The organism is Propionicicella superfundia DSM 22317, from assembly GCF_000423465.1.
GTDB lineage: Bacteria > Actinomycetota > Actinomycetes > Propionibacteriales > Propionibacteriaceae > Propionicicella > Propionicicella superfundia.
The window spans coordinates 61562-79173 of sequence record NZ_AUIA01000019.1; the positions used below are offsets into that span (position 1 = coordinate 61562).

Genomic DNA, 17612 nt, shown 5'->3' on the forward strand with positions numbered 1-17612 from the left:
CGTGACGGGATGCAGAACCTCCCCGAACCGGGCGTTCTCGAGACCCGAGCTGCCAGGCCCTGTCCTGCCGGGAGCAGGACGGAGCATCGTCGTCCGTTCCTTCGTTTCGTACGCAGAGCCGCACGGCGGGATACGTGGTCATGCCGATCAGTTACGGGCGTGCGGCTCTGCGATACGGAAGAAGCCTTGTGAGGTGCCGTTTCGGGTGGCTCGGCGACTACATTCATCTGGTGGCTGAGCAGCGCGGTCATTCCACCTCCGTACGGGCGACCGGTGTGTGGCATGGCGGACTGTCGAGAACGGAGTCGCCGGTGGCAGGACGGGATGAACGTCGGGCGCGTTCCGAGGCGGCGGATCTCGCCGGCCGTCTGCTGGAGGGCGTGAGCGTGCAACTCGTCGGACTGCCCGGTTCGGGCCGCTCGACACTCGCTCGGCGGGTGGCGGGCGAGGTCGCTGCGGCGGGCCACGGGACGCTGTGGGTCAAGGGCATTGCGCCGCTGCGCGGCCGGGCGTTGACCGCACTCGCGTTGGCCGGTGTCCCGATCGATCCGGTGTCTGCATCGACCTTGAGCGCGTTGGCGCTGGCGAGGGCGACGGACGCCCTCAGTGAGTTGGTCGGCGAGTCAACGGCCGTGCTGATCGACGACGTGGAGTATCTCGACGTGGCCAGCGGAGGCGTGATCGTCGCCGCGCACGTGCGCAGACCGTTCCCGATCCTGTTCACCCACCGACCCGGTCGGGAGCGGGACGAGTTGGCGAGCGCGCTGGCTTCCGAGTTCCAGCCGGCAGTGCGGCTGTCCATGGCGACGGCCTCTTTCGAGGACGTTCAGCGGCTTGTGCATGAAGCACTTCCGGGGACGGTCGATCCCGCCGGTGTAGCCCAGATCGCCATCCTCTCGGGCGGGCTGCCGCGCCTGGTGTGCGCGATCGTGGATTCAGCGCGTCGGAACGGCAGCATCCGGCAGGCGAACGGCATGTGGACCGTCACCGGTGAGCTGTGGGACGACCAACTGCTTCAGGTGATCTACCCGCTGATCCAGGATCTCGGCGAGGACGACATCGCGTCTCTGGCGGCCATCGGTCGCGCCGCAGGCGACTCGAGGAGCATCGAGGCGATCGTCACCTCGCGACCGGGAGACGTTCGGACGCTGCGGGAGGCCGGCCTGCTGCGGGTCGCGAGTCGTGCTTCGGGCTGCCCGGCCTCGGTGTTCCCGCCCTTGCTCGCCGAGTATCTGCTCCGGCGCGCGCCGCTCGATGCCTATGCCGTCGATTCCACGGGGCGGGCCGGAGGTCGGCAGTCCGAGCCGTGGAGCTGGCGAGAGCGGTTGCCGATGGGAGCGGAAGCATCGGAGTACGCCGCTCGGCTGGGCCTCTACTGGCGGGGTGAAGTTGCCGCTCGCAGGAGTGCCTGGGAACAGGAGCGCGACAGCATGCACGCTGCGCAGTTGCTGACGGCGATGGACGTCGTCGCTGCGGAACCCGGCGAGATCGCGACGGTGCTGGGCCATGTCTCACTCACCGGCGACGATCCGGCGGCGTGCGCCGCTGTGGCGGCCCGGTCGGCGGTCCACCGTGCGATAGTGCAGCGCGATGTGGACGGAGCGTTCGCCGAACTGGACGAGGACCGTGCGCTGATCCCGGACGCCGACGGCTACCTGAGCGCGTTCAAGGCACACCTCGCGTTTCTCAACGGTCACGCCCGGGAGGCCGCCGACCTGTTGGCGCAGGCCAAGCCTCACCTTGCCGTGTGCCGGGAGGCGATGACCGGGGTGACCGTCGAGAGTCTGATCGCTTCCGGAAAGACGACCGAGGCCCTCGGCATCCTTGCCACCGATGACTGCCGCGATCCGATGTTCGTCGGCCACAGTGCGATCTGTGAGGGTCTGGCGCGGGTGCTGGGCGACGATGTCACCGGTGGGGTGGAATGGGCGCTCGACCATCTCGGCAATGCCATCGAGACCCTGGAACCCCGTCTGATCGACGGTCATGCCTACACGGCGGCCGTCGGCATGATCCTGCTGGGTCGGCTCGACGATCTGGAAGACTTGGTGGACATCGTCTTTCGCTTCCCTACCGGCACACCCCTGCAGCGGCACTTCCGCGCCGGACTGTTCTCCCTCACGGCCGTCGTGAGGAACTGGGAGGGAGAGGCGGATCAGGCGCGGAGGCTGGCGGCGCAGGCGACCGCTCTGAGCACGTGCATCGGGCCCTACCCCGGCATGTGGCACTCGCAGGAGCGGTACCTCGATCCCGCCGCCGGACCAGGGCCGCTGTGGGAGACCGTGCGCGAACGGCTTGCGAACGGCTACCTTGCGGCCGCCGTGTTCAGTGCCGTGTCGGCTGCTGAACGATGTGCCGACGTGGCCGGGACGGCCTGTCTGATCGAGGCGGGCATGGGCGCCGAGAGCGCCATCGTGCGCGCACTCACCGGCTACGTCGCTGCCTTGGCGGCCGCCGACACGGATCAGCTCGCTGCGGTGGCCACGACGCTGCGCGCCACCTGTGGTCCGATCTACGCGATGCGCGCCGCGATCTCGCGCGCTCTGCTGCTACGCCGGCAGGGTGACGCCCACGCGGCCACGGCCGCAGTGGGTGCCGCCTGGCACGAGGCCGGCGGGCTCGGGGGTCGTTGTCCTGGCCTCTTCGCGAGGTTCAACGCGGTGATGGACCTCACCCCGCGGGAACGCGAGGTCATTCCGCTCGTCGCCCGTGGTCTGGCGTCGAGCGCCGTCGCAGACGAGGTGGAGATCACGCGCCGCACCGCGGAGACGCACACGCTGGCCGCCTATCGCAAGATCGGCGTCCGCAACCGGCGCGAACTCTGCGATGCCCTTGCCACCTGGTTGGTGATCTGAGCGTCTCGGCTACCGTCAGATGTCTACTACCGGTAGCTGCGGTGAGTCGGCGGCCGGCTCCGATGCCGGGGATTCGTCCTCGCTGGTCGGCGGCGCGGAGGAGGATGGCGTGGCCGGCTCCTCGGCGGACACCTGGCCGTCGGACTCATCGGGGGACGTGGCCTCGGCCGACTCGCCCGACGGTGTGTGGGGTGTCGGAGACGGCGCCTCCGGCTCGGCCGGGGCGGTCGTGGGGGCGGCCTCGGCGGTGGGGGCGGCCTCGGCGACCGGCCGCGTGGCCGACCTCTGGGCCACAGGCGCGGGCACCGCGATAGTTCGGCTGAACTGAGAGGTGGCCGCTCCCATGTGGGTCAGCACCCGGAGGTTGCCGCCCGCGGGCAAGCCGCTGGTGGGAACGGAGAGGACGGCGGAGGTGCCCGTGGGGACGTCATAGCTCCCGACGTACACCTCAGCGGTGGCGTCTGCCGTCCAGTACACGTCGAGGGTGACCGGCGAGCTCGCCTTGACCCCGCCGCCGGTCGCCGTCGCCGGGGCCGTCACGGTGAGCTGCACGGTGGTGCCGTCGTTGGTCGCCGCCGTCGGGTACCACGTCTGCATCATCGCGTTGCCGTAGCGGCTGTAGTTGTCGATCAGCGCCTGGTATTGGCCCGCCGCCGTGTTCTCCTCGTTCGTCATGGACGTGGCGTGCCCCGATGCGGCGCCGAAGGTGTTTCGGGCGATCTTCACCCCGCCGGCGTATTCAACGAACACGGTCGCCGTGGGTGAGGCCGTCCCGAAGCCGTCGAAGCGGTTGTCGACGATGCGCAGCATGGAGTCCGCGACGGAATCGGCCGCCGGTGCGGAGGTGCCCCTGACGTAGACGGCATAGCCGTTGGAGTTGCTGCTGTGCGCCGAGAAGCTGTTGCCGGAGATCACGTTCTCGCCCGTCATCGGGGGCTGGTGGCGAAGCTTGATGAGGGGGTAGTCGTAGGCGGAGCTGATCTGGGTGGCCTCGAAGACGTTGTCGGTGATCGACAGATCCGTCACCGTGGTGGACGTCATGTCGATCAACGCGCTGCTCACCGACCTGAGCCCGCGAAACTCGTTGTTCGTGATCTCGACGTCGTCGAGGGTTGCGTTCTGCAGGTTCATCAGACGGTTTCCGGACGACGAGCCCTGGTTGAAGCCGTTGACCGTGTTGCCCGAGATGAGCACGTGCTGCAGGACCGTCGTCGAGGAGCTCGAGGAACCGGAGGTGGGGTTGACCCCGAAGAACGGGGTTGAGCAGCCGAGGGTGCTTGTCGCGCCGCAGGCCGCCCCGCTGCCGCCGGTGTAGGTGTTGCCGGTGATGGTCAGATTGGTGATCGGCGTCGAGGCGGACGCCGAATAGGCGACGAAGACGGAGGCATACGTGGCGTCGACCAGCCCGGAGATCGTGTTGTTGCGCAGGGTCACGCCGTCCGCACCGCCCAGCACGACGGCGAAGTTCTCGTTGTAGTAGTTGCTCGTCGTATTGAACGTGACCTTCTCGACGAGCGCGCGGTCACCGCTGCCGGTGATGACGATGAGATCCTGGCCGACGTTCGATCCCGTCATGTTTCGGATGGTCACGTTCGCCGCGTCGATGAGGAAACCGGCGCCGTAGATGTCGGCCGTCGTGAAGTGCACCTTGTTCGCCAGGTCCACCGTCACACCCGCTCGTGTGATCTGGTAGTAGGCGCCGGCGCTGTCCGCCACCGTCGCTGTCGACATGCGGTTGCTGACGTTGCCGATGGCGATGGTCCCGCCGGCGAAGTCGGGGTCCACGCCCACCTCGTCGATGCCCCCGGCATTGGCCTCCTGGATGGCCGCCAACAGGGTGCACTCGTCCTTCGTCGTCTCGCCGACGACCGTCGTCTTCCCCGTCGAACAGACACCGTCACCCGGGCTGGCGTCCTTCGCCGCCCCCGTCGGGTCGGAGGTCGCCAGGGAGTTGATGAGGGTGGCCCGGCGCCGAGCGGTATCGACCTGCAACCTCACCGCGGCCGACTGGCTCCACAGTCCGTCGGCACGCGGGGCGGCCTGGGTGAACCCTTCGCCGCTGCGCGTCTGGGCGAGCTGGACGGTGAGGGTGCCGAGGTCGAGGGCGTCGCCCGTGCCGAAGGCGGGATGGTCGGGCGGGAGCGCCACGGTGAGCACGAGCGTCCACTGACCGGCCGCGTCAGGGGTCTCCGGGAGGCGGACGCGTGTTGCGAGCGCTGCCTCGTCACGGGCGGGAGCGGTCTGTCCGATGGCATCCTCGACATGCCAGGTGACGGATGCGCCCGCGGGCAGGTCGGGCCAGGACAGAGCGAGTTCGACTGCCAGATTGTCGCCGGAGACGACCGTGGACACGTCCTGGCGCAGCGTGAGCACCTCGCCGGACGATGCCTCATAGGCGGCCAGAGTCGACGCCCCGGAGCCTCCGGCGCCCGCCGAGGCGCTCTGCCAGGAGAACTCCTGCAGCTCCAGGTCGAGCGCCCCGGCAGTGACGGTTGCGCCGTGGATGGGTGCGGTGCCCACCCAGTCGGCCTCGGCGACGCCGCCGTCCGTCAGCCAGAGAATCGGGCCTGCGAGAAGGGCTGCGGCCGCGGACAGGGCGGCGATGGTCCGGTTACGCATCGCTCATCGCCTCCGTGCCGGTGAGCGTCGGGTCCGAGGGTGCGTCCTGCTCGGTCTCGCCCTCTGCCCGGGTCTCGAAGATCTCGGCGCACTCGGCGAGCGCGCGGTCCAGGGCCTCACGGTCGTGCGGTGCCGACCGCCAGACGCTCAGCACGGCGTCGGCGGCGTCGATGCGCGGATCGGCTGGGAGGGTGACCTCGACCAGACGCCGCCGCGGGAGCAGCAGGGACGCCAGCCCCACGAGAAGCACGGCGCCGAGCAGCACCCACAGGGCGGTGTCGGCGTTGGTGCCGAGCCACTGGCGAACGTTTCCGACCCACGGCACGGAGTACATGACCACGCCCCGTGTCTGGACGGGCAGCACCAGCTTGTCGGCGGTGGAGTTGGCATCTCCCTTGGTGAGGAAGGTGCAGGCGGCCGTGTCGGTCCCCGTGCCGACGCCGACCACGCGGTGCGTGATCAGCGTCGGGTCGTCGGGGAGCGGCAGGTAGCTGAGGAGGTCTCCCACCTTGACCTGGTCACAGGCCCGTGCCGGATCGACGGCGCGGGTGGCGACGACGTCGCCGGGACGGAGACCGGGCTGCATCGAGCCGGTCATCACCGTCAGTGTCGTGCCGCCGTTGACGCGGGGGATGACCACCAGCAGGAGGACGAGAGCCACCACGGCCGCGGACAGCACCCAGCCGAGCGCGCCGAACAACCTCCACAGCAGCCGCCGGCGTCGTGACGGGCGGATCGCACGCAGGCTCGCCAGTGCATCCGCGTAGGTGGTCGCCGTCTTCATGGTCACCGTCCTTCGGGAGTCTTCACCGTGATGGTGGGGCGATACGCATGGGCAGCGCCTCTGCGTGCCCATGCGTATCGCTGCTGGATCAGTTGAACTGCTGCCCGGTGTCCCGGACCTGCTCCAGCAGAAGGGTCGCGTCCCCGATCGCGGCCGATGCATTCACGTCCTCGTCGTCGGTGGCGGCGTCGGTGAAGGCGGCGAACACCACGACCGTGACGTCGCTCGTGCCGTCGGCGTCCACGGTGTTGACCACACCGGGGACGGCGTCGGCACCTCCATCCGCGGACTCGAAGTAGGTGAGCACGCCGTCGGCGGGGATCGGCTTCTTGGCGACGATCTCATCCCCATCGGAGTAGACGGCGTACGAGTAGGTCAGGTTGTGGGTCGGGAACCCCTCGGTGCCGTCTGGAAGGTCCGTGGCAGAGAGCTTCGCGACCAGATTGTCTCCGTCGAGAGTGACCTCGGCTTCGACGGCCATGGCGATCTCGTCACCGGGGACCATGCGCCAGGACGCGGGGGTGATGGCGTGGGCGGTGACGATGGAGGTGCCGGGAATGGTCTCCGATTGGTCCGCGCGATCCGCGGACACGTCGTACCAACTGGTGTCGCCGGCGGAGAAGGCCAGGTTGCCGGAGGAGAGATCGTCTCCGCCGAAGGTGTCGCTGGCCGACCAGAGTGCGAAGGTGGAGCCGCCGAGCAGGAGCGCGGTGGCGGCCGTTCCGGCGATCCAGTAGAGACCGCCGCGGCGGCGTCGCTTCTCTTCGACGACCACTGTGGTGGGCTGGGTGCTCATGGTCTGTTCCTTTCATTATGGGATTGCGCACCGGAGCAGGTGTGGCCGTCACCACGTGAGCCGCACTCTGGTGGAGTTCTGGAGGTATCCGAGTTCGGAACTCCAGACGACCATGAGCACATCATCTGAATTCGCTGCTTACGGTGCACGGTCACCGGTGTGCGTAAGCAAGCATCGTCATCTACGTGGATTCGGTGTCAGACGTATGTGGAATGCCGTGCCGAGTTACGTAGTGTGCGGCGGGAGGCTCCTTGAGCTTGTCGAAAGGGCATGCTGCCGGTGCAGTCCCCGTGAGCTTGTCGAAAGGACGTCGTGCCGGTGCAGTCTGCGCGGCTGAGACCGTGGACGGCGGACTTCCTCGGCGAAGAAGGCCTACGCGAAGCGGGGGAGGGGCACCGTGAAGACGGTGCGATCGCACCTAATTCTCGCTGAGTCGGTACGTACGTGGACAGTTCGCGCGGTCGACTGTGCTTGTTCAGGGCACCACGGGTCGTCGGTACCAGCGGCTCCGCGTTTCGGGAGACCCATCTCCGGAGGGGGAGAGCATGAGGCTCAGGTTCTGTGCGAGTGCGGTAACGGCCGGCGCTGTTCTGCTCGTGACCGTCCCGCTCGCCGGATGCACCGACGCAGGTGTGGAGGCGTCGGGCGTCGAGACGTCGGCCACGTCGGCGGGATCCGCCATTCCTGTGACTCCGCCGTCCGCGCCCGCGCCTGCTGGGTCGACGTCGGTGGCTCCAGGCAGTGACCTGGGCATCGTCACGCTCGACAAGACGTACACGGACAGCGCGGTCAAGGTCACGACCACCGTCGAGAAGGCCGGCACGACCTGGGTGCCTGCACTGCCACAGATGGACGACGAGCCGTCGGGTCTGTACGTCCGCATGGTGGGGATCGAGATCGCCACGGACGCATCCACGTCGGACTACATGGGCGTCGCGCCGAGCGGAAGCGAGTTCTCGCTGGTCGGAGCCGACGGCTCCAAGGCGTCCTGTCAGGGTCTGTTGACAGGCGACAGGTACAAGGCGAACAGCGAGAAGATGCTGGCTGCCGTCGGCGGAGATGTGATCTACAAGTACGACGCGTCGACGCGTGTCGGCAAGGGATGGATCGTGTGCCGAACGACGAAGTCGACGGACGCCGCCTTCGACACGCCGGACTACACCATCCGCTTCACGCGGTCGGCCGCCAAGACGAGCGGCGGCACGCTGATCCCTGAGTTCACCTTCGACCTGCCCGTCATCGCCCCATAGAGGTCGTCGTCGCCGGAGGCATCGCGGCCTTCCGGGGGCTCGACCCGTGTCACAACTTCGTCTGCCCGGACTGCGCCGCGTCCGCGGGGCCGTCCTGTTGACAACACGTCTGAACCCTGGAAGGAGTGTCATGGCCGAGACCACAGTGACCACCGAGGGAGGCTGCCCTGTGCAGCACGCCTCCGCCCCACATCCCACCGCCGGGAACGCCAACTCCATGTGGTGGCCCGAGAGGCTGAATCTGAAGATCCTCGCCAAGCACGGCGAGAAGTCGAACCCGATGGACCCCGGCTTCGACTACAGGGCCGCCTTCGAGGCGCTCGACCTCGACGCGGTCAAGGCCGACCTGAAGGTCGTGCTGACCGATTCGAAGGACTGGTGGCCGGCCGACTTCGGCCACTACGGCGGCCTGTTCGTGCGCATGGCGTGGCACTCGGCCGGCACCTACCGTGTGCAGGATGGGCGCGGTGGTGGCGGCACCGGTCAGCAGCGTTTCGCCCCCCTCAACTCCTGGCCCGACAACGTCTCACTCGACAAGGCGCGGCGCCTGCTGTGGCCGGTCAAGAAGAAGTACGGCGCCGCGCTGTCCTGGGGAGACCTGATGATCCTGGCCGGCAACGTCGCGCAGGAGGACATGGGGCTGCCGATCTTCGGCTTCGGCGGCGGACGTCCCGATGTGTGGGAGCCCGACGACGATGTGTACTGGGGTTCGGAGTCGACCTGGCTCGGTGGGGACAGGCGCTACCCGGCGAATCGTACGGCCGAGGGCCTGGAGGATCCGCTCGCGGCCGTGCAGATGGGCCTGATCTACGTGAATCCGGAGGGTGTGGACGGCGACGGCGATCCGGGTCGCGCAGCGGCGGACATCCGCGTGACCTTCGGCCGGATGGGGATGAACGACGAGGAGACCGTCGCTCTTATCGCCGGCGGCCACACCTTCGGCAAAGCCCACGGCAATGCCCCTGCCGACGCGCCCGGGCCCGACCCGGAGGCCGCGCCGCTGGAGCAGCAGGGGCTCGGCTGGAAGTCCGACCACAACTCCGGCAAGGGCATCGACGCGATCACCTCAGGCCTGGAGGTGACGTGGACGTACCACCCGACCCGGTGGGACAACGAGTTCCTCCACATCCTGTACGCCTACGAGTGGGAGCTGATGGCGTCCCCCGCCGGGGCCAAGCAGTGGCGCCCGGTCGACGGCGGCGGATCCGGCATGGTGCCGCAGGCCGATGGTTCCGGGTTCCGCGAGCCGCGGATGTTCACCACCGACCTCGCGCTGCGCGCCGACCCGGTGTACGACGAGATCGCGCGCCGCTTCCGGGACGATTTCGCGGCGTTCACCGACGCCTACTCGCGGGCCTGGTTCAAGCTGACCCACCGTGACATGGGCCCGCGGGCCCGCTATCTCGGCACGGACGTCCCCGAGGAGATCCTGATCTGGCAGGACTACGTGCCGGCGGGCACCGTGCTCACCGAGGCCCAGGTCGCCACGCTCACCGCCGCGGTCAGGGCGTCCGGGCTCACCGTCGCGCAGTTGGTGAGCGTCGCCTGGGCGGCGGCGTCCACCTTCCGCGGCTCGGACAAGCGCGGCGGTGCCAACGGCGCCCGCATCGCCCTGGAACCGCAGCGGTCGTGGGCCGTCAACCAGGCCGCGGGCATCCCCGACACCATCGCCCGGCTGACCGAGATCAAGGAGTCCTCGGGCACGGGGGTGTCGCTGGCCGACCTGATCGTGCTGGCCGGAGGCGTCGGCGTCGAGTTGGCCGCCGAGGCGGCCGGGGTGCCGATCACCGTGCCGTTCGTCTCCGGTCGTGGCGACGCGCTGCAGGAGCAGACCGATGTCGAGTCGTTCGCGTGGCTGGAGCCGAAGCAGGATGGCTTCCGCAACTATTACGCGGTGCCGTCGGTGCTGCCCGCCGAGCACGTCCTGATCGACCGGGCGAACCTGCTCACCCTCACCGCCCCCGAGATGACCGCCCTGATCGGCGGACTGCGGGTGCTCGGCGCGAACTGGGACGGCTCCCCGCTCGGCGTGTTCACCGACCGGGTCGGGGCGCTGACGAACGACTTCTTCGTCAACCTCCTCGACCTCGGCACGACCTGGACACGTCTCGACCCCGACGGGCACGCCTTCGAGGGAGTCAAGCAGGACGGCACGAAGCTGCTCGGCTCCCGGGTCAACCTCGTGTTCGGCGCGAACTCCGAGCTGCGTGCGCTCGCCGAGGTCTACGCCAGCGACGACGGACAGGAGAAGTTCCTGCGCGACTTCGTCGCCGCCTGGGCGAAGGTCATGAACGCCGACCGCTTCGACCTGCGATAGGACGTGCGCCGCGCCGGCCCCGCACCGGGGCCGGCGCGGTCGTGACCAACCAGGATGAACATGCCCGCGACGTTGCGCGGGGGCTGCCGGGAACCCCTTCCGGACGGCCTGCTCCGATGATCAAGGTGGTCGGTGAGCTTGCCGGGGGCGATGATCCACAGCAGCAGATCGGCGTCGCCCGGTGACTGCTCGACGCTGATCACCGGGGGTACCGGGCCAACGAGCTGAGTCGGTGCGGGCGGGTTGAGCAGGTCCTGGATCGCTTGTGGGAACGGGCCGGGCGCCCAAGGACGATGGAACTGCGCCCGGCCCGCCTTTGGGCACCGACCCACCTTGGCGCCATGAGCTCAGGCGTCCATGGGTGGCCCGTTCGTGCCCTCGGGGCGGCACAGGAGAATGCCGCCTGTGGTTGAAGGTAGGCGTGGTCGGTGTGTGGTGGGGGCGTTTGCCGGGGGATCGGGGAGCATGCGGTGCTTTGCCCGTAGCTCGGGGGTCGCCTTTCCGTGGTGCAGGAAGTCGCCCCGGCTGGGCCGGGGCGACTTCCTGGTCAACGGGTTCCGCGGGCGAGCCTGTCGGTTCAGGTGAACACGACGGTGATCTTTTCCCCGTCGATGGTGCCGACGGCTCGGCTGATCGACACTGAGCCCGTGTAGGGGTTGCCGTTGGTGCCGGTGAGGTCGACCTTGATGGGGATGTAGGCCGACATTGTGACGGTGGTCGGGTCGCCGTAGCTGAGGTAGGGGGAGGCGTCGGCGAAGGGGGTCGCGGATGATGAGACGGTGCGTTTCAGCGTGCCGGGTTTCATGGTGACTCCGCTGGGGAGGCGTGAGTTCATCGCGCAGTCCTTCGGGGTGAGCGACTGCTGGGCCAGGCACTGCTTGAGCCAGTCCTGTGATGCTTTCACCATCGCCTTCTCGCCGGCGTCGCTGAGCTGGGGGGCCGCAGTGGTGAGGTCGTCGATGTAGTCGCCGGGTTCCTTCACCGTGAGGGTGTCGGTGTCGTCCCAGTCGATGAGTGAGGTGCCGGTGGTGAGTTCGTACATGCCGGGGAACAGTGCCACCTCGTCGGGGGCGGGGGTTCCGTTGATCTTGACGTCGAGGTCGCCCCACTGTTCGGGGCGGTCGTCGGTGGCGACGATGTCGTTCAGTAGCCAGGTGCCGTCGATCTTGGTCAGGTCGTAGGAGGCCTGGACGGTCGTGTCGCCGAGCTTGTAGCTCGCCGTGAGGTATTCCGATTCGCCGTATTCTTCGGTTTCCACGACCTGGATGTCGGTGATCGGGTTCTTCCCGACCGCGGCCTTCAGGAAGTCGTCGGTGAGCAGCGGGGACTCGGGGGGCGCGTTGAGAGCGTATCCCTTGGCCGCGGTGGCGTCACCCGCCGCGACGGCCTCCAGATACCCCTGGAGTGCCGCGTGCGCCGTCGCGCCGGACGCTTCGGAGGGTGTGCTCCGTCCGATGCTCGTCACGACGAAGACGATCACGAGCGCGACCACCAGCACGAGCGCAGCACCGCCGGCGATCAGGCCGATGAGCAGTCCCTTGCGTCCGGTCCTCGGCGGCGGCGAACCGGCACCCGGGCCTGCGTAGGTTCCGGGCGTCGGTCCGAGCCCGGGCGGGGAGCCGAAGCTGCCCGCGCCGGCGGGAAAGGCCTGCGCCGGCGCGGTCGGCACGGATCCCGGCGCACGCGGCGTCGCGTACGGGTCGTGGGTGCCGGCCGGCGGGTGGCCCTCGTGCCCCGCGGGGCCGGGCTGTTCGCCGTGGCTCGGTGCCGAGTAAGGGCTCTGCGGACCCGGTGCCGGCGGCACCAAGCCAGGGGCCGGGGTGGCTCCGGTCGGTTGCGATGCGCCGGCCCGGCCGGGGTCGAAGGGAGGCTGCTGGTCGTGCCGAGGGGTGAAGGGGTCCTGGCCCATGGTCGTCCTTTACTGGTCAATATCCTCAACTCCGCACACCATAAACATCGCGCAGAGCCCCTGCGTATTCGCCGCCACTCATCTACGGGCACTTTTATCGGATAGGGGGGACCCTGTAGCTGGGCCACGGAGAACCGCTCCACGGGCTACGGATTCGGTGGTGCATGTTTCCGGGTTTATGGATGCGACGTCCCGATTGTGTCCGCAGAGCCAGTACTTTCGATCGAGGACGGCACGGTCGTGGGCCGTCCTCGGGCACGGAGACCATGGGTAGGCGCCGGGGACACAGCGTCGAGGTGGTCCGTGCTCAAACGGGTCGGGCGCAGTTTCGGATCGTTTCGGCGCCCGACCCGCACCCGTGGCCGGGTGACAAGCCGGCTTCGGCAAACGTCAGGAGGCCGACGGCAGAAGCCACGTCGCGGAAGCTCGGAAGAGCTGATCCCGCCCAGTGGTGCCGACCTTCTTCGACACGTTCTGGAGGTGCGCTTCGGCCGTGCGACCGCTCAGGCCCAGGAGCGATCCGATATCGGCGTAGGTGAGGCCTTCCGCCGCGAGGTTGAGGATCTCCTGTTCGCGCGCGGACAGCGACACGCGAGCCCGCAGTCTGTCGAACAGGTGCGCCGAGCCGTGACCGGCAGCCACGGCTCTGTCCCACGCCTCGGCTGCCGTGGCCGCCGCGAGGCCCGGCTCTCCGTTCTGATGCTGCAGCACCGCCAGCGTGACGGCGGCCTTGGTGGCGAACAGCGTGGCGGACATGCCGACGAAGTCTTCGATGCAGGCAGTGAGCGCGTCGCGATCTTCCTCGTGGGTGGCGATGACGTAGCGCCCGACAGCGGCCAGAAGGGGGCTCTCGACGTCCCCCAGGCTCGCGTTGATCTGGTCCGTGACACCCCATTGATCCGGGCCGAGCTCGCCGGCCTCCAAGGCCGCGAAGTAGGCGCTTGCCAGGTATCCCGAGGCAAGCCGCTCGGAGGCCATGTGCCACGCTTCCGAGGCGCTGGCCCGGCGATCGCGGGCGGCACTGGTGACGCTGCCGACCAGTTTCGGGACTATTCCAGGGAAAGGGCCTTGAGCCGTTGTCGAACTGAGCGCCTGGGAACTGAGGGCGCGGGAGTATGCATGCTTGCCCTGCCACGAGGAGACGAGGGCTCCCAGGCACAGGATGCCTGCGTGGTAGGTGTAGCGGAAGGTCGAGCTGAGCGTGGTCGACATGACGTTGTGAAGGAGTACCTCGGCTTCATGGAGGCGCCCGGACACGACCAGACCGAGGAGCCCGGCGTATTCGAACGCTTCCATGGACCCGACGCTCAGGAGGCGTGCGTTGGCCCGGAGGCTACTCAGGGCGAGCGCGGTGCCTTCTTCCACCCGGCCGTCCAGAATGGCGTTGAGCGCTTCCCACAGTGTCTTCTGCGCCGCTTGTGACGGGCGGCTCGGGGAATACGCTGCCATTGCCTCGCCGGCCGAGGCCGTCCGCCCACCCGCGATCTGTAGTTGAATGCGTACACCTGCGAGATATTCCCGGTTGAACGGATCCGCGTCCGGTGCGGGGTCTGCCAGGAGTTGAGGCGCCGGCCAGCGATCGCGGAGGAACGAGAGCGCTGCTTCCGCGCCACGCAGGAAACCCTCGAAGCTAGGAAGGGATGACCGGTGACGATGGATGATTGCGAGCCCGGTGTCGAGGTCGTCATCGATCGTCATGATCCAACTCGCGGTCCACAGCACGAACAGGGCCGTGTTCAGATCGTCGTTCTGGATCGGTGTCTCCGCGATGACGTGGCGGATCGCCTCGGATGATTCGGACGAGTTCTCCATGGCCACGACAAGAGGCAGAGCGTTCTCGACGGTGCGGTCCTCCACCCATTCGGTCCAGCGGGATTGTGTGGCGAGCCGGGCTTCCGCGAGTTCCTGCCGGCTGATGAGACTGACGTCCGCGGCATCGAGCTCTGCGGTGAGGTCGACAGTCTCGGCCTCGGCGCCGGGCACAGCCACGCCGCGGTGCCCGCGGTCACGAGAAAGGCTGCTGCGTCGCTGGCGGAAGTAGTCGGTGAGGATCCCGGGGTAGAGGCCGACCACGGTGGCGGCACCCAGGTTTGCGGTGTGCAGCAGCCCGGTGCCGACGAGCTTGGTCATTGTCTCTCGCCCGAGAAGCTCCTCGGCGCTCGCCCATGGGAGCGACCCGTGGAGGGCGATCTCCGCGGCGGCTCGACGCAGCTCATCGGACGTGTTCATCAACAGGTGCTCTGCGGTCCACTCGAGTTCCTCTGACCACAGGCCACCCCGGGCCGCGACCATGCTCTTCGCGGAGTCGGGCACGATCCGTCCGGTCTGCTTTCCGACAACGAGGATTGTCCTCGCCAGGCCATAGAGGCCACCGGACGCAATGAGGAGCTCTGTTGCATCCGCAGGCACGAGCGGTGCGCCCACGATCGCTGTCGCCAACTGCTGCAACTGATCCTGATCGAGCGACCCGACGCGGAGGCTGACCGATGGGGACGGGCTGACCACGAGCGCGTTCGACGGTGCGGCCCGGAGCGATCCACTGGTTGTGACGAGGACGGCCTTGCTGTCTCGTACAGCACCCAGCAATACTCCCGCCGACCGGTTGTCAAGCATGTCGGCTTCGTCACACAGGAGAACCAGGTTCCGCGTGGCGATGAGTCGTCCAACGGTGGAAATCGATTCACCAAGCGCATGCACACTGGCATCCTTGGCCAGGCCCGCCGCGATCAGGGCGGTCAGGGGATCGTTCTTGAGCGCCAGATTGCCGTTCACACGGTGGATGTTGCGACCTTCGTCCGAGAGCCGGTTCTCGATCTCGTTGAGGATCGTCGTGCGTCCGGACAACGGAGGGCCGACGAGATGCACGTTGATCCCGGTCGAAACGAATCCAACGGCTCGTTCGACGACGTCGGCGAAGAGCGCCACACCGGTTGACCGCGTGCTCATATCCCCTCGTACCCCCTTATGCCCCCCCGCAGCCTACCTTCATAGCTCTCCGAGAGCGACAGCGGCCAATGGCGAAAGGCGGGCTGCTCGGGCCCAGAGCCCGCGGGTCACTGCTTCGGGGTACGGAGTCATGGTTTCGTGGAGTCGTACCATCTGTCCACGACGTCCCTAGCCGCTGGCGGCAACCACCTCGGAGACGCGCCGGCGATGGCACGATCGGACTCGGTGAAGCTGGTCCATGGGGACACTTTCGAATTCCGTTCACACGTTCCGAAGCCACTCGAGGGCCGGCTTCACCCCAATAACCTCCGGTTCCGATCGTCGCTTTCCGTGGTGTGCCCCGGCGGCTCCGGACCGCCGCCTGCGGCTGTCGCAAGCGGGTCATCTGAAAGGCCCCTGCTCGAACCGCATGCGCTCGCATTCGCGGCGTCGATACCCCGGCCCCGGCGCGCCGATGATACGGACGTCCGACCGTGACGGTACTGAACTCCGGTCTCGCGGCTGATAGACGAGACGCAGCGGCTACGCAAAGGCGCGGCCTCAAGAGAGGGACGATGCGATGCGAACAGTCGGGAATCCGCTGATCCTTGCGGCGGCCGCCTTCGTCATGGCGCCGATGCTGAGCGTGGTGGCGGCCACTGCGTCCTCTGCCGAGCCCGGCGCGATCGAGCCGCAGATCAGGCCCGGACTGGTCCTCGCCTCGGATGGGCAGGTGTATCGGTGGCTGCCGCAGGTCACCACCGTCGGCGGCTCGGACGAGCCGTCGTGCCTGCCGGTCGCGATCAACAATGCCCAGGCGCTCGGGGGCAGGGCGATCACGCAGCTCTTCGACGGCGGCTACGTGGCGACATCCGACGGCGAAGTGTTCAGCACGGACCTCGACTCGTCGTGCAGCCCGCGGGTCGAGGCCGTCGACATGCCGGAGGTCATGGCGGGGAAGGAGATCTCGCATTTCCGCACCGAAGACGGCGTGACCGGTCGAAGCAATGCCCTCACCGCCGACGGCCTGTTCTACAGTTGGACGTATCTCGTCAGCGACGCCGTGCTCGTCAATGATCTCGGCGCCCTCAAGGGCAAGAAGATCGGCCGGATCGAGGAGGTGTACGACGACCTCGGTCTTGCGCTCACCACCGACGGCGAACTGGTCCGCTGGCAGTTCTCGCTCGAATCGACGTCGCCGGACGTCGAGGCGGTGGACGCCTTCGCGGGCGCGAAGATCGAGCGGATCGACATGGGCGGCGGCGATCAGCCGTACGCTATCACCTCTGACGGGCGGCTCTTCGCTCTCGTGCAGACCGACGACCCCAAGGCCGGCTATTTCGAGTCCAGGGTCTGGAAGGAGATTTCCGGCGCCCTTGACGGCAAGAAGGTCGTCTCGGTGTCCGCCGCGGAGGCCGCCGCCTATGCGCTCACCAGCGACGGCATGGTCTTCGACCTTCACGCCGATCCTGCGCAGCCGCACTACTGGGAGGACGGCGCGTGGATTCCGACCGCTGTCGGTGGAGCGCTGGAGGGCAGGCGGATCGTGGGAGTCGAGGTGAGCGGCGGCAGCCGTTACGCCATCGCCGCCGACGGGACCGTCTACGCGTGGGGGCTGAACGAGTTCGGCCAGTTGGGGGACGGAACGAGAACCGACTCCGACACCCCTGTCGCCGTCAAGACCGAAGGCACGCCGCTGAGCGGCAAGAAGGTGGTCAGGGTCGTCGCCGCCGATGGCCAGAGCGACGCCAACGCCTACGCTCTTGCGAGCGACGGCAGCGCCTATGCATGGGGCAGCAACGGGAACGGGGAGTTGGGCGACGGGACGAAGCAGAGTTCGAGTGTCCCGGTGCAGGTGAAGATCGGCGCCGATGGCTCCGACTCGGCTTCGCCTGCCGGCGACGGCTCCTCGGCCTCGACCGGCGACGGTGGCCTCTCCTTCCCGGTCATCGTCGCCATCGTGGGAGGCGGGGTCGCCGTCCTGGCAGGCGCCGCCTGTGTCGTGGTCCTCCGGCTTCGCGGGCGGGCTCGCCGTCGTTGAGGGCTGCCGGCGCCCCGGTCGTTGAGCTTGTCGAAGGGACGTTGTGCGGTGTCGCTGTGTTCCTGGTCCTTGAGCTTGTCGAAGGGACGTTGTGCGGTGTCGCTGTGTTCCTGGTC

Annotated in this window: 9 protein-coding genes; 4 read left to right on the top strand and 5 right to left on the bottom strand. The window is 68.2% G+C overall.

Annotation, left to right across the window (positions count from 1 at the left end; all coding sequences use genetic code 11):
- Nucleotides 1-311: 311 nt before the first annotated feature.
- Nucleotides 312-2855, top strand: a complete 2544-nt coding sequence (locus G555_RS0103875) for a helix-turn-helix transcriptional regulator (RefSeq protein ID WP_028707847.1) — start codon at nucleotides 312-314, stop codon at nucleotides 2853-2855.
- A gap of 15 nt (nucleotides 2856-2870) precedes the next feature.
- On the opposite strand, the gene G555_RS0103880 is transcribed toward G555_RS0103875, so the two are convergent.
- The 3 genes from G555_RS0103880 to G555_RS0103890 all read right to left on the bottom strand — a co-directional run bounded on the left by G555_RS0103880 (nucleotide 2871) and on the right by G555_RS0103890 (nucleotide 7054).
- Nucleotides 2871-5474, bottom strand: coding sequence for a hypothetical protein (locus tag G555_RS0103880; protein WP_028707848.1), 2604 nt, complete (start codon nucleotides 5472-5474; stop codon nucleotides 2871-2873).
- Nucleotides 5467-6258 (bottom strand): signal peptidase I, encoded by a 792-nt coding sequence (locus tag G555_RS21060; protein ID WP_051208405.1) that lies wholly within the window; start codon nucleotides 6256-6258, stop codon nucleotides 5467-5469. Before G555_RS21060 ends, G555_RS0103880 begins: the two co-directional genes overlap by 8 nt.
- Nucleotides 6259-6346: 88 nt before the next feature.
- Nucleotides 6347-7054, bottom strand: coding sequence for an alternate-type signal peptide domain-containing protein (locus G555_RS0103890; RefSeq protein WP_028707849.1), 708 nt, complete (start codon nucleotides 7052-7054; stop codon nucleotides 6347-6349).
- Between the two features lie 545 nt (nucleotides 7055-7599).
- Here G555_RS0103890 and G555_RS0103895 point away from each other — a divergent pair.
- Together G555_RS0103895 and katG are read left to right on the top strand one after the other, a co-directional pair.
- A complete protein-coding gene (locus tag G555_RS0103895; RefSeq protein ID WP_156887424.1) occupies nucleotides 7600-8304 on the top strand; it encodes a hypothetical protein in 705 nt (234 codons plus the stop codon).
- Between the two features lie 130 nt (nucleotides 8305-8434).
- Entirely contained in the window at nucleotides 8435-10621 is a 2187-nt protein-coding gene (katG, locus tag G555_RS0103900) for a catalase/peroxidase HPI (protein WP_036921131.1), read from the top strand.
- A 577-nt stretch (nucleotides 10622-11198) separates the two neighbouring features.
- Here katG and G555_RS0103905 read toward each other — a convergent pair.
- Nucleotides 11199-12530: a hypothetical protein gene (locus G555_RS0103905; protein ID WP_028707852.1), complete on the bottom strand. Its 1332-nt coding sequence runs from the start codon at nucleotides 12528-12530 to the stop codon at nucleotides 11199-11201.
- A 390-nt stretch (nucleotides 12531-12920) separates the two neighbouring features.
- Entirely contained in the window at nucleotides 12921-15455 is a 2535-nt protein-coding gene (locus tag G555_RS0103910; RefSeq protein ID WP_156887425.1) for a LuxR C-terminal-related transcriptional regulator, read from the bottom strand.
- A 580-nt stretch (nucleotides 15456-16035) separates the two neighbouring features.
- Here G555_RS0103910 and G555_RS0103915 point away from each other — a divergent pair.
- Complete coding sequence (locus G555_RS0103915; RefSeq protein ID WP_028707854.1) at nucleotides 16036-17496, top strand: RCC1 domain-containing protein; 1461 nt, start codon at nucleotides 16036-16038, stop codon at nucleotides 17494-17496.
- Nucleotides 17497-17612 lie beyond the last annotated feature (116 nt).